The sequence below is a fragment of the Microbacterium sp. LEMMJ01 genome, assembly GCF_002114135.1.
Classification (GTDB): domain Bacteria; phylum Actinomycetota; class Actinomycetes; order Actinomycetales; family Microbacteriaceae; genus Microbacterium.
Genome location: NZ_NCTV01000035.1, coordinates 20559 through 34125 on the forward strand (window position 1 = coordinate 20559; position 13567 = coordinate 34125).

At 69.3% G+C, this 13567-nt stretch carries 11 protein-coding genes; 8 read left to right on the top strand and 3 right to left on the bottom strand.

What is annotated here, in order from left to right; translation table 11 throughout:
* The first annotated feature begins 38 nt into the window (after window positions 1–38).
* From B7W94_RS13435 to B7W94_RS13445, 3 genes are all read left to right on the top strand, one after another.
* Window positions 39–1163, top strand: a complete 1125-nt coding sequence (locus B7W94_RS13435; protein WP_085607075.1) for a 5-(carboxyamino)imidazole ribonucleotide synthase — start codon at window positions 39–41, stop codon at window positions 1161–1163.
* A gap of 125 nt (window positions 1164–1288) precedes the next feature.
* Window positions 1289–1756 carry a 5-(carboxyamino)imidazole ribonucleotide mutase gene (gene purE, locus B7W94_RS13440; RefSeq protein ID WP_085607386.1) on the top strand — a complete coding sequence of 156 codons (468 nt, stop codon included), beginning with the start codon at window positions 1289–1291 and terminating at the stop codon, window positions 1754–1756.
* Window positions 1753–3207, top strand: coding sequence for an LCP family protein (locus B7W94_RS13445; protein ID WP_085607077.1), 1455 nt, complete (start codon window positions 1753–1755; stop codon window positions 3205–3207). The genes purE and B7W94_RS13445 overlap by 4 nt, the downstream gene beginning before the upstream one ends.
* A gap of 176 nt (window positions 3208–3383) precedes the next feature.
* Here the strand turns inward: B7W94_RS13445 and B7W94_RS13450 are convergent, their stop codons facing one another.
* Complete coding sequence (locus B7W94_RS13450) at window positions 3384–3950, bottom strand: hypothetical protein (protein ID WP_085607080.1); 567 nt, start codon at window positions 3948–3950, stop codon at window positions 3384–3386.
* 142 nt (window positions 3951–4092) lie between these two features.
* The gene (locus tag B7W94_RS13455) at window positions 4093–5856 is read right to left on the bottom strand and encodes a DUF4012 domain-containing protein (RefSeq protein WP_085607082.1); all 1764 of its coding nucleotides are present in this window, start codon (window positions 5854–5856) and stop codon (window positions 4093–4095) included.
* A 122-nt stretch (window positions 5857–5978) separates the two neighbouring features.
* Here B7W94_RS13455 and B7W94_RS13460 point away from each other — a divergent pair, with 122 nt between their 5' ends.
* From B7W94_RS13460 to B7W94_RS13480, 5 genes are all read left to right on the top strand, one after another.
* Window positions 5979–7052 (top strand): glycosyltransferase, encoded by a 1074-nt coding sequence (locus B7W94_RS13460; RefSeq protein WP_085607084.1) that lies wholly within the window; start codon window positions 5979–5981, stop codon window positions 7050–7052.
* A gap of 101 nt (window positions 7053–7153) precedes the next feature.
* The gene (locus tag B7W94_RS13465; protein ID WP_085607086.1) at window positions 7154–9610 is read left to right on the top strand and encodes an FG-GAP-like repeat-containing protein; all 2457 of its coding nucleotides are present in this window, start codon (window positions 7154–7156) and stop codon (window positions 9608–9610) included.
* Window positions 9611–9698: 88 nt separating this feature from the next.
* The gene (locus tag B7W94_RS13470; protein WP_240742947.1) at window positions 9699–10604 is read left to right on the top strand and encodes an ABC transporter permease; all 906 of its coding nucleotides are present in this window, start codon (window positions 9699–9701) and stop codon (window positions 10602–10604) included.
* Window positions 10601–11338 carry an ABC transporter ATP-binding protein gene (locus B7W94_RS13475; protein WP_085607090.1) on the top strand — a complete coding sequence of 246 codons (738 nt, stop codon included), beginning with the start codon at window positions 10601–10603 and terminating at the stop codon, window positions 11336–11338. Before B7W94_RS13470 ends, B7W94_RS13475 begins: the two co-directional genes overlap by 4 nt.
* Window positions 11335–13230, top strand: a complete 1896-nt coding sequence (locus B7W94_RS13480) for a DUF6541 family protein (protein WP_085607092.1) — start codon at window positions 11335–11337, stop codon at window positions 13228–13230. The genes B7W94_RS13475 and B7W94_RS13480 overlap by 4 nt, the downstream gene beginning before the upstream one ends.
* On the opposite strand, the gene B7W94_RS13485 is transcribed toward B7W94_RS13480, so the two are convergent.
* Entirely contained in the window at window positions 13214–13567 is a 354-nt protein-coding gene (locus B7W94_RS13485; protein WP_085607094.1) for a DUF2304 domain-containing protein, read from the bottom strand. The genes B7W94_RS13480 and B7W94_RS13485 overlap by 17 nt on opposite strands.

A 13567-nucleotide genomic window follows, 5' to 3' on the forward strand; every position in this document is an offset into this window, starting at 1 on the left:
GCGTGCGGAAGAATGGGCATGACGAATGGAGGCGGCACATGGCGCTGCGTGTGGGCGTGATCGGCGGAGGACAGCTGGCACGGATGATGATCGCTCCGGCGGTCGAGCTCGGTCTCGAACTGCGGGTGCTCGCCGAGGAGGAGGGCATGGCCGCGGGCCTGGCCGCCACAGCGGTCGGCGACTACCGGGACCTCGACACCGTGCGCGCCTTCGCCGCCGACCTCGACGTCCTCACCTTCGACCACGAGCATGTGCCGCAGGAGGTACTCCGCGCCCTCGTCGCCGAGGGGATCGCGGTGCATCCCGGACCAGATGCCCTCCAGATCGCCCAGGACAAGCTCGTCATGCGCGCCCGCTTGGCGGAGCTCGGCGTGCCGCAGCCGGACTGGGCACCGGTCCGTTCCGCCGATGACCTGCAGCGCTTCCTCGACGAGCACGACGGTGCCGCAGTGGTCAAGACGCCGCGGGGCGGGTACGACGGCAAGGGCGTGCGGGTCGTGCGTTCCGGTGCCGAGGCGCAGGACTGGCTCGATGCGCTCGAGGGCTCCGACGCCCTGCTCGCCGAGGAGCTCGTCCCCTTCGTCCGCGAGCTCGCCCAGCAGGTCGCGCGCCGACCCGGAGGAGAGATGATCCCCTATCCGGTCGTCGAGACCGTGCAACGCGATGGCGTCTGCGCCGAGGTGATCGCCCCGGCGCCCGCGGCGACCGAGCGTCTCGCCGAGGTCGCCGAGGACATCGGTCGTCGCATCGCGGAGGGCCTCGGCGTGACCGGGATGCTCGCGGTCGAGCTCTTCGAGACGGACGACGAGCGCATCCTCGTGAACGAACTCGCGATGCGTCCGCACAACAGCGGGCACTGGAGCCAGGACGGCGCCGTCACCGGCCAGTTCGAGCAGCACCTGCGTGCCGTGGCGGACCTGCCGCTGGGGGACACTCGACCTCGTGCGGCCTGGGCGGTCATGGTGAACATCCTCGGAGGGCCCACGGAGGGCACGCTGGGGGACCGTTTCGAGGCGGCGATGGCCGCGCACCCGGACGCCAAGATCCACACGTACGGCAAGGCGCCGCGCCCCGGTCGGAAGGTGGGCCACGTCAACGTCGCTGGGGACGACCTCGACGACGCGGTGTACGTGGCCAGGGCTGCCGCAGCCGCTTTCGTCTGAGGATTCCCGCGGCGGCGCACGGGAAAAGACGTGTGCCGCTCGGGTGTTCTCCCAGCGCGAGACCGTAGCCTGATCTGGTGACCGAGCCACTGCACTCCTCCGCCGTCCCTCTGGTCGGCGTCGTCATGGGATCCGACTCCGACTGGCGCGTCATGAGCGACGCGTCCCAGGCGCTCACCGACTTCGGGATCCCGCATGAGGTCGAGGTCGTCTCGGCCCACCGCACGCCGGACAAGCTCATGTCCTATGCGCGGGAAGCCCGGGCTCGCGGCCTGCGTGTCATCATCGCCGGCGCCGGCGGTGCCGCCCACCTTCCGGGCATGCTCGCGTCGATGACGGCACTTCCCGTCGTCGGGGTCCCCGTGCCGCTCGCGTACCTGGACGGCATGGATTCGCTGCTGTCGATCGTCCAGATGCCCGCGGGCATCCCGGTCGCGACGGTGTCGATCGGCGGCGCGCGCAACGCGGGTCTGCTCGCGGCCCGGATCCTCGGTGCCGCGGACGACGAGCTGGCCGACCGTGTCGAGGCTTACGCCGCCGACCTCGAGGCCCAGGTCGAGGAGAAGAACGATCGGCTGAAGGGCTTGCTGTGACCCTTGCGGCCCCGCGCGCGACGCGACGTCCGCTCATCGAGACGCGGCCGCTGCGACACCCGGATGCGGCCGATGCCGAACTCATGTCGAAACGCGCCTGGTGGCTCGTCGGTCTCAACTTCCTGCTGCCGGGGTCCGCGCAGGTCCTGGCGGGCAACCGACGCCTGGGAAGATTCGGACTCGGCGTCACCCTGACGACGTGGTTCCTGGCCCTCGTAGCCGTCGGGCTCGTGCTGTTCGCCCGCCCCGTCTTCCTCTGGCTCACGATCGGTGGCGGCTTCGTATCGGCGGCGCTGCTCACACTCGTGCAGGTGCTGCTCGTGGGAGTCGTGGTCCTCTGGATCGTCCTCACCTTCGACACGCTCCGTCTCGTCCGTCTGGTCAAGGTCCCCGCGCCGTCGCGGTTCCTCGTGCCGGTCGTCGCGCTCGTCCTGCTGGGGCTCGTCGGAGGCGTCATGGGCTACTCGGCCACCGCGGTGGGCTCCGTGCGCGGCAGTGTCGGGGCGATCTTCGGGCAGAGCGGCCCCAGCCTCCCGCCCAGCGACGGCTACTACAACATCCTCCTGCTCGGCGCGGACAGCGGGGACGGCCGCGACTCGATGCGTTTCGACAGCATCTCCGTCGTCTCGGTCAACGCAGAGACCGGAGCAGTGACCATCACCGGAATCCCGCGTGAGCTCCCGCATGCGCCGTTCAGCGACGGCAGCCCGATGCAAGAGCTCTATCCCGACGGCTTCCAGGGCCACGGGTCGTCCACCTGCGGCTGGAACGGGTGGATGAACCACGTCCGCAACGCCGCGGAGGTATGCCGGGAGGACAAGGGGACCGGGCTCTATCCGGACGCGGAGGCCACGGGCTCGGCGCCGGGTATCGAGGCGACCAAGGATGCGGCTGAGGGCGTGCTCGGCATCGAGATCCCGTACTACGTCTTCGTCGACATGCACGGGTTCGCCGACCTCGTGGATGCCCTCGGCGGCGTCGACATCACCGTCACGGAGCGCCTGCCCAAGGGCGGCCCGCCGGAGGGCTGGTCCGGCACGGACGTGAATGAATGGGCGATCGGCTGGATCGAGCCCGGGCAGCAGCACATGGACGGCGACACGGCCCAGTGGTACGCCCGCTCGCGGTACACGACCAGCGACTGGGACCGCATGAAGCGGCAGCGCGAACTGCAGGAGGCGATCCTCGCCCAGTTCACTCCGCAGACCGTCCTCACCCGCTTCAACGAGGTGGCCGCTGCGGGCACGGCACTCATCAGCACCGATCTTCCGCAGGGCAAGCTGCCGGAGTTCTTCGACCTCATGTTGAAGGCCAAGGAGCAGCCCGTCCAGACCGTCGAACTGACACCGGAGAACGGCGTCGACGAGTTCGAGCCGAACTACGACTTCATCCACGAGCTGCTGCAGCAGAAGCTGCACCCGCCGACGGAGACCCCCGTTCCCGCTCCCTGAGTCCGCAGGGAACGACGCAGCCCACGGGCGATGTTCCCGGGAACATCGCCCGTGGGCCGTCCGGTGCATGACCGGATTCGCCAGACGACGGTGATCGGAGGGGGAGGGATCACCGTCGTCCAGCCGGCCACCGCGCAAGGCGGCGACCTGGCTCAGGCGCGCGTGCGGCGCGCGACTCAGGCGCGCTTGCGGCGCGCGGCTCCGACGGCGACGAGGCCACCACCGGCGACCAGAGCGACGGCCCCGCCGCCGATGATCCAGGGCGAAACCGATCCACCGGTGAGGGCGAGTTCCGTGCCGCCGGTGAGCGGAAGCTCGGTCCCGGCGGGCGCGGCGGTGCCGGGATCGTGGTCGCAGCTCGAGGCAGCGGCGTTCCCGTGCGACACCGTCACCGTGGCGGTGTAGGCCCGGGAACCGGCGAAGTCGAGGGCGTAGGAGCCCTGGCCGTCGGAGGGCGGGCGGAACGTGACCGTCAGGCTGCCGTCGGATGCGGCGGTGTTGCCCGAGATGGCGGCGGCGCCGGCGTTCTGCCCCGAGACGGACACGCCGACGGTTTCGGACGGCTCGAAGTACCCGGCGCCGAAGGCGACGGTCGAGACCTCACAGGTGTCGATGATCGCGTCGCCCACCTTCGCGCCCGGAGGCGAGGGATAGGAGTCGCTCGGCGCCGCAGAGGCGACGGTCGGCGCAGCCAGGATGAGCGCGCCAGCGGTAAGGCTGATGGCAGCCAGTTTCTTCAGCATGATTTCTCCCCAGAATTTCACGCGGAATCGCCTCCGGACACACCCCTGCGTCCGACTGCGCGAGGCCCTCTGCCCCCACGGCAGATTCACAGACCCCGGTTATTCCCCAGTGAGATGACAGTACCTCATCCGTCGGCGATTGTCACGAGCCGCACTGCAGGGTGTCGCGGGTCAGCTTCGGGCCGACGATCAACGGGGTGTGCTGCACCTCGGTGAGGCGCGCTCCGGCGCCGTCGCCCTGGAACTCCACGGTGATCGTGGTGGAGGCGCCGGGGGCGAGGATCACCTCGTGCTGCACGACGGAGCGATCGCCGATGGTCGTCGTCTGCACGCCCTCCTCGGTGCCGTCCCGGTCGATATGCGACGGCAGGGCACCTTCCGGACCGTAGACGGCGATCAGGGTGCGCACGCTGCCGGCCGGCACGCCGTAGATGCCGTCGCCGGTGACGTACGGAGGCAGAGAAGTGGCGGCGTCGACGGGGGCTGTGTTCGACCAGGTGACGCGCACCTGGGTCGTCGGCACCCCCGCGCAGGTCCCCACCGCCGTCGCGATCGAGGCGCGGGTGTAGTAGTCCATCTTCCCGCCGGTCCCGTCGTTGATCAGGACGCCGACCACCGCGGCGTCCTCGTCGTCCTGCGGCATGGCGCCGCCGAGCGCGCTGGCGGCGAGGAGCGACTCCTCCGGCTCGTGCGCGCTCCAGATCCGGATGCGGCCTTCGCCGGCGGCGTCGGCGAGAGCACGGACGAGGGCCTGCGGCTCCGCGTGGGACAGAGCGGCCGAGAACAGTCCGCCGGCAGCCTGGGCGAAGATCGCGTCCTGAGCTGCGGGATCGGGGATCGCCGCGTAGATCTCCGAGAGGAGCAGGTCGGTCACGGTGTCCGCAGTCGCCGTGAAGGGCCCGAAGGAGAGATCCCCGGTGGCTCGCATGAGGTGTGCGGCGACCACGGCGTCCACCGCGATCACCCCGTCGACCTTCCCCCCGTAGCGTCCCTCCCATCGGGCGGCGATGGTCTGGCCTGCTTCGCGGAAGTCGGGGATGCTGGTGATGTTCTGCAGATAGCGGCCAGGGCGGTCCTCGAAGAGCGCGACGGTGCTGTCGCTGAGCGGCAGCGCCGTGTCCAGCGGGGGGAAGTCGCGCGTCGACGCCTGCCGCTGCAGCGTGACCTTCCCGTTCTCCGCGCGCAGGAGCGCGATCGAGCCGATGATGCCGCCCGATGAACGCAGCTCTGCGTTGTTCTGCATCGCGAGGACGTAGGTGCGTGGGCCCTCGCCGCCGAGCATGGTCGGCAGCAGGACGGAGGCGCCGTGCAGCGCACCGACCGCCGTGGCGGCCTGGGTGACGGCGCCGCGCATCTCCCGCACCGCGTCAGCGAGGGGCGGAAGGGTGGCGTCGGCGTCGATGCGGCGAGCCCGGTCCTCCGCCACGGTCAACGCCGCGCTCGCGGTGCCGAGCGGCTTCTCGACGGCGGCGAAAGGAGCGAGGTCGATCGCCCCGCCTGCGAAGCCGAGGCTCGTGAGGTCGACGTCCTCGGCGACGTCGAGCAGCGGACCGAGGGCGTCCGTGGAGACGTCGTCGGCGATCTCGGCGACCTCGCTCACCGCGCGGAAGTTCGGGCCGATCCAGGGCAGCACAGCGAACGCCTGCCAGATCGGGTCTCCCGTCAGCGATCGGGCCGACTCCGCGTTGCGGGAGATGCGGGCGGCGACCGGGGCTGCCCCATCGAGATCGCCCTCGGCGATGGACTGCTTGAGCTGACTGCTCGCTTTCGAGATCTGCTGGAGGTTGTCGACCGCGCCGATGCCGCGCACCGTGACCCAGCCCAGTGCGAGGACGAGGAACACGAGGACGAGGCCGACGGTCCACCCGACCCATCGGCGGCGGACGGGAAGGCGACCATCGCTCACCCTGGCATTCAAGCACGGCGAAGCTGCCGGGCGCTCTCCCGATGCTGTGGGAACGCTGAGTAGCGGTGCGGACAGGTGATGCGCTCCCGGGGTCGTCGGCATCCCGCGGTTAGCCTGATCGCATGGGTGCTCGACTGCGTGTTGTTCTGGATCAGCTCGTGCACGTCGTCGACCCCGATCAGGCGGCGGCGTCGCGAGATCTTGCCGCAGGGCTCGTCCAGACGGCCCCACCGAACTGCACGGTCGACGCGATCGTGCCGTCGGGGGCGGACGTCGACCTGCGCGGCATCGGAGAGGTGCGCACCCTCGGGGTCGGACGCCGTGAGCTCGCCGCGTCCTGGCAGCTCGGTATCGCCCCTGGCGTCGGCGGCGGCCTCATCCACGCGCCCACACTGCTCGCTCCGCTGGTGCGTCATGACCGCGTGCACGACAACGACCAGACGACCGTCACGCTGTGGGATCTGCGGGCCTGGGAGGCGCCGTCCCAACTGTCCAGGGGCGCTGTCGCCTGGCAGCGAGGGATGCTCCGACGTGCCGTGAAGCACGCGGACGCCGTGGTCGTCCCCTCGCATTCCATGGCGCAGCGGCTGTCCGGGCTCGTGAAGCTCGGCGACCGCATCCGCGTCATCGCCGGCGCTCCGCCCCAGGGTCTCGTCCTCCCGGCGGACGCCACGTCGCGTCGCGACGCACTCGGCCTGCCGTCGGAGTACCTCGTCCTGTCCGGCCCGCAGGACACCCTGGCCGCCGGTTTCCGCGGGGCGGTCGCGGCCGGTCTCGACGCCGTGGTGATCGGGGCGGCGGAAGGCACGGAACCGCGTATCGCCGAGATCGCCGCCGCCGCCGGGCTGCCCGAGCGCCGTGCGCACGTCCGAGGGACGCTCGAGGTGCCGGACCGCGCCGCCGTCGTCGCCAGGGCACGCGTCTTCGTCTCCACCGACGCCGTCACCGGATGGCCCTGGCGCGCCGTGGAAGCGATGTCGCTGGGCGTCCCCGTCGTGGCCGTGGAGTCGGGGTGTCATCACGACGTCCTCGCCGACGGGGGAGCGGTGGTCGCCGAGGAGGCGCTGCCGGAGGCGATCGAGGACGCGGCGGGCGCGGGAAGGGAGCGCCTGCGCGTGCTCGCCGCCGACCGGTCGCGGGCCTTCTCCTGGGCGAGTGCCGCGGAGCGGGTGTGGACTCTGCACGCAGACCTCTGATCACCTGAACGCCAGCTTCGCATCCACGCGACACGCCGGGAGCTGATCGCGTTTCCGTGGCAACAGTGGCATCATCCCGCAACTTCCGTCACACTGGTCACATGTCTCGACGTGCCCCACGCTCTCGAAACACCACGAAGGTCACCCGCCTTCTCACCTGTTTCCTCGCTGCCTCCGCCCTGGTGATCGGCACGGTGGTCCCCGCCACCGCCGCCTCCGCCGCGACCTCCGTCGCACCGACCATCGCGCGCACCGCCGTCGATCCCGCGCAGACGGGGCTGGCCAAGACGTCCCTCGTCGGGTTCACCCCCGGCAACATCATCAGCGACGCCGTGTTCACCAACAAGAGCACGATGACCGAAGCGCAGATCCAGACCTTCTTCAACAGCAAGGTCTCGCGGTGCCTCGGCGGGCGCGATGAGAACAACGAGGCGATCGTGTGCCTCAAGGACTTCCGGATGAACACCGTCACCCGTCCCGGTGACCAGTACTGCAGCGGCTACTCGGGCGCGGCGAACGAGTCGGCGGCGCGCATCATCTATCGCGTGGCCCAGGCCTGCAACATCAATCCGCAGGTCCTCATCGTCATGCTCCAGAAGGAGCAGGGGCTGGTGACGCACACGTGGCCGAGCGCCTGGCGCTACCGGATCGCGCTCGGACAGGGCTGCCCGGACACCGCGCCGTGCGATCCGAACTACATCGGGTTCTTCCACCAGATCTACGGTGCGGCGCGCCAGATGCAGATCTACATGGAAGGCAAGTGGTTCCAGTGGTACGCGCCGGGGCGGACCTGGAACATCCTCTACAACCCCAACAGCGCCTGTGGATCCTCGCCGGTGTACATCGCGAACAAGGCCACGTCGGCGCTCTACTACTACACGCCGTACCAGCCGAACGCCGCCGCTCTCCGAGCAGGATACGGCTCGGGTGACGGCTGCTCCGCCTACGGCAACCGGAACTTCTACAACTACTTCACCGACTGGTTCGGATCCACCCAGGGCAAGCCGGCCGCGGCACCGCCCGTGATCTCGTCGGCGAACACGTCGAGCTTCGTCGTGGGCGTCGACACCGCAGGCACCGTGTGGGGCTATCCCTTCTCCAAGAAGACGTGGGGAAACCGCGTGCAGATGGCGACGGGCCTGAGCGGCGTCAGGTCGTTCTTCGGTGTCGGCGACCTCACCGGGGACGGCAACCGCGACTTCCTCTCCGTCGACGCGTCCGGGGTGCCGTCCGTGCTCTACGGCGACGGGACCACCACGCTCAGCGCTCCGACGCGACTGGGTGGCGACTGGACGGGTACCGTGCTGATCGTCCCCGCCGGCGATTTCAACGGGGACGGCGTTCCGGACGTCTTCACGACCGACGCTTCGGGCGGACTGTACCTGCGTGCCGGCGACGGTCGGGGCGGCTTCCTGGCGGCCACTCTCATCGGCAGCGGCTGGAGCACGATGAGCATGCTCGTGGGCGCCGTCGACATGAACGGCGACGGTCGATCGGACCTCATCGCGCGGGACGCCAGCGGCAGACTCTTCCTCTACCCGGGCAACGGCCGCGGCGGCTGGGGGACCCGGGCGCAGATCGGCAGCGGGTGGTCGGGGATGACGTCCATCTTCAGCCCCGGTGACTTCACCGGGAACGGGACGCCGGACCTGCTCGCGCACACTGCGAACGGCGTGCTCATGGCGTACGAAGGACGCTCGACCGCCTTCGTGGCCAGCGTCGGCAACGTGGGGTCCGGTTGGCAGAATCTGGCGACCAAGGAATCAGCCGGGCCGGCAGTGACGAAGCCGCGGGCGCTGCCCGCGGGATTCGGCAACGTGGACGGTGTCGGGGGCAACGACGTCGTCGCGCTCACGAAGTCCGGTGAACTCCGCCTCTACGGCGGAACGGGCTCGGGGGGCTGGCGTTCCTCGAGCACCCTCGCCACCGGATGGGGAGCCGACGACAGGATCTTCTCCCTCGGCGATTTCACCGGAGACGGACGGGCCGACCTCGCCCGCATCGACGGTACGGGAGTGCTCACGCTGCTGCCTGCGGCGGGCAACGCCTTCGGCCAGGCGACGCGCATCGGCCACGGCTGGTCGTCGTTCGTCCAGATCGTCGGCGGCATCGACTTCGACGGAGATCGCAAGCCGGATGTGATCGGCGTCCACGAGGACGGACGGATGATGCTGTACCGCGGCAACGGCAGCGGCGGCTTCCAGGGCGACGGGGTGCAGATCGGCAAGGGCTGGGGTGTGGTGGACATGGTCATCAACGCCGGCGACTTCACCGGCGACGGTCGCAGCGACCTCCTCGCCCGGACGACAGACGGCGCCCTCCGCCTCTATCCGACGACCGGCAAGAGCGGATTCGGCACCATGGTCCAGATCGGCAAGGGGTGGGGTGGGATGACGAAGATCGTCGGCCCTGGAGACTTCAACGGTGACGGGACGCCCGACATCCTCGCGATCCGTCAGGACGGCGCGATGATCCTCTATCCCGGCAACGGCAAGGGCGGCTGGGGGACCAGTGTGCAGATCGGGTCGGGGTGGCAGAACATCTCGAGTCTCGGGTGACCGCGGCCCTGCCTGAAAGGTCGTCCGCAGGCACCATGGGATACTGAGACGGCGACGGATGCCGTCGCGTCGTCGATTGAGTGGGCCTGTGACCGATACCCGAGATCTTTTCGCTGCCGTCCCGCGTTCCGCGTTCGACACCCCTGGCGAGAGCCGCGGGCTGATCGACGTGGTGCGCTGGCGCTATCTGCTGCACCTCCTCGTCCGTACCGGCGTCACGACCCGTTACCGCAACTCGGTCCTCGGTTGGACGTGGTCGTACGTCCGCCCGGCCGCCCAGTTCCTCGTCTTCTGGGTCGTCCTCGGGCTGTTCATGAACCTCGACAGGGGGATCCCGAACTACGCGATCTACCTGTTCTCGGGGATCGTCGTGATCAACCTCTTCTCCGAGGCGTTCAAGAACGCCACGACGTCGATCGTCGGAAACGCGCCGCTGGTCCGGAAGGTGTTCCTCCCGCGTCAGCTCTTCGCCGTCTCGGCGGTGATCGTCGCGTTCGTGCACTTCCTCCCGCAGGTGGGACTGCTGCTGGTGGTCTGTCTGCTGCTCGGATGGGTCACGCACATCTCGATCCTCTCGATCCTCGCCATCCTCGCGGGAATGGTCATCGTCATGACCTTCGCGCTGGGCCTCGGCCTCTTCTTCGGAGCGATCAACGTCCGCTTCCGCGACGCGGAGAACATCGTCGAGCTCCTGCTCCTCCTCGCGACCTGGGCCTCTCCGGTGCTGTACGCCTGGACCCAGGTGCAGGACGCCGTCGTCGACAAGCTCGGATGGCCGCAGTGGGTGGTCGAGGTGTACATGCTGAACCCCATCACGCAGGGGGTGGAGCTGTTCCACTACGCCTTCTGGCGTCCGGTGACCGACACCGCTTTCGCCCTTCCGGAGGGTCTCGCCTGGAACACCCTCTGGACCATGCTGATCTCCATCGGCACGCTGCTCCTCGGGCAGCTCGTCTTCCGCCGTCTCGAAGGAAGGTTCGCACAGGACCTATGAGTGCTCCCGCCACGCTCCGCCCGAGCATCGTCATCGACGGCGTCAAGAAGCGGTTCACGCTTAACCACGCCTTCTCGCTGAAGGACACGGTCGTGTCCTGGATCAAGCGCCGCAAACTGACCAGCGAGTTCGAAGCGCTGAAGGGCATCGACGTCGTCATCCGCGAGGGCGAGTCCGTCGCCGTGCTCGGCCTCAACGGCTCCGGCAAGTCGACTCTGCTCAAGCTCGTGTCCGGGGTGATGGAGCCGGACGAGGGACAGGTGCTCACGCGAGGCCGCGTCGCCGGTCTGATCGAGGTGGGAGCGGGATTCCATCCCGAGCTCTCCGGACGCGAGAACGTCTTCCTCAACGCCGCCATCCTCGGGATGAAGAAGCACGAGATCGAGGCGCGGTACGACGAGATCGTGGCGTTCAGTGAGATCGAGCAGTTCATCGATCAGGAGGTCAAGCACTACTCCTCGGGCATGTTCATGCGCCTTGCGTTCTCCGTGGCCATCCACGTCGAGCTCGACGTGCTTCTCGTCGACGAGATCCTGTCGGTGGGCGACGCGCCGTTCCGGGAGAAGTGCCGGTTGAAGTTCGAGGAGCTCATCGCCGAGGGCAAGACTCTCGTCGTGGTCAGCCACGACATGGAGATGGTGCGGGAGCTCTGCACCCGCGGGATCGTGATCGACAAGGGGCGCGTGATCTACGACGGCGAGGTCGAAGGCGCCATCGCGCTGGTGGACAAGTGAGCGCCTGGTTCGCACAGGCGCCGGCGCTGCTCGTCGCCCTCGCCGTGCTCGTGCTGCCGGGACTGCCCGTCGGGCTCTGCCTCCGGGGGGTGGGCGCCGTCGTCCGGCTCGGGGTGTCCATCGCCGTGTCGCTCGGGGTGGTGGCCGCGGCCTCGGTGGTGGCTCCGGTCATCGGTCTGCCCTGGGGGCCCCTGCCCGTGGTTCTCGTCGCCGCCGTGGTATCGGCGATCGGCATAGGTCTGCGCGTCGCCGGCCGGGGCGCCGGCGACGACCGGGCGCGCACCGACCCGCAGCCGTGGATCTGGATCTCCCTCGCCGCTGCGTTCCTGGGGTGGCTGGTCATCCTCGCGCTGGGCATGCGTGACCCGGGCAACCCCTCCCAGCTGTACGACGGCCTGTTCCACCTGAACGCCGTCGAATTCATCGCGTCGACCGGCGACGCCTCGCCGCTGCACATGACCATGGCCACGCCGAGTCAGGAGACGTCGTTCTACCCGACACTCTGGCACGCCCTGGTCAGCCTGATCGTTCCGGTCTCCGGAGGTGTTGTGACGGCGACGAACACCACCACCATGGCCGTCGTCGCCCTCGTCTGGCCGGTGGCGCTCGCCACGCTGACGGCCGTGGTCTTCCCGCAGCGCCCGCAGGCCGCACGGTGGGCGCCCGTGCTCGGGTTCGGCTTCAGCATCTTCCCGCTGGGCTTCCTGAACTGGGGCGTCCTCTACCCGAATCTCCTCGGCACGCTGCTCGTGCCGATCCTCATCGCGAGCGTGCTCCTGGCCTTCGCCGCCGACCTCGGCTGGGGGCGCCGCACCCTGCGCATCCTCGTCGCTCTCGCCGCGACCGCGGCCACGGCACTCGCCCATCCGTCCGCGCTCCTCGGTGCGATCGCCCTCCTCGTCCCCTTCCTGCTCTCGCGAGCCTGGCGTACCGCGGCGCGAGGCCGACGGGGCAGGCGCATCGCCGTGGGCGCGGGCGTCGTGCTCGGACTCGTCGCACTCATCGTCGTGTGGATCGAGGCGAACGTGACGACGCACGAATGGCTGCCCACGCAGACGGTCGCGCAATCGCTGGGCGAGGTGGCCTTCCTCAGCCCGGTGGATCGGAGCACCGGTTTCCTCCTCGGCCCGCTCGCTGCGATCGGGATCTGGCGGGTCGTGAAAGACCGGCGCTGGTGGATCCTCGGGGGATACGCGGTCAGCATCGCCCTCTACGTCATCGCCGCCTGGCTTCCTGTGCTGGCCGTCCGCAGCTTCTTCGTGGGTGTCTGGTACGACGACACGACCCGCGTCGCCGCGCTGCTCGCGATGTGGGGACTTCCGCTCGCGGCCCTCGGTGCGGCCTGGGTGTGGGACGCTCTCGAGGCGCTGGGCCGCTCCGGCCGTCGGCGCCTGTTGATCGGGATCGTCGTCGTCATCGCGGTGGCCGCGGCGACGCACATGCTCGCGCTCCGCAACGACCTGCGCTTCATGCGCGACGTGAGCTTCCGGTTCGATGACGCGTCGCAGGGCCTGTCACCCGACGAAGCGGCCCTGTTCGAGCGGATCGACGACGAGATCCCGGAGGATGCCGTCGTGGTCGGGGATCCGCTCACCGGTGCCGGTCTGCTCTTCGCCTACACCGGTCAGGATGTGGTCTTCCCTCACGTGACCGGCAACTACGGCGCGGACGCGGCGGTGCTCGCGCGTCAGCTCGCCGACGGCACACCGGCGGTGTGCGAGGCCGCGGAGCGCCTCGGCGTCACGCACGCCGTGGACTTCGGTGAGACCGTGCTCTTCCAGAACCACTACACGACCTACGACGGCCTGCACGATCTGGATCGCTCGCCGATCCTCACCGAGGTGGATCGGGTGGGAGACGCCACCCTCTACGAGATCACGGGTTGCGACTAGCGTCCTTCTCGTTCTCGGCCGCTTCGAGGAGCGCGATCTTCCGCGCGAGCAGCGTGAGCTGTCGCTGCAGGGCGATGTTCCGGCGGTACTGCGAGTACACGAACGCGAGGAACATCACGATGAGGCCGTAGAGGACGAGGTCGGTTCCTCGGCCGACACCGACGAGTCCGGCCAACCAGCTCAGCCACTGGGGGAAGAGCACGGAGAGGACCGCGACGACGACGAACAGTCCCATGAGTAGCCGTCGGATCGCCAGGTGACTGTCGGCGCCGGTACGACGCATCATGAAGACGGCGAGGACGATGATCGCCGCGATGAGCAGGAACTGGATCCACAT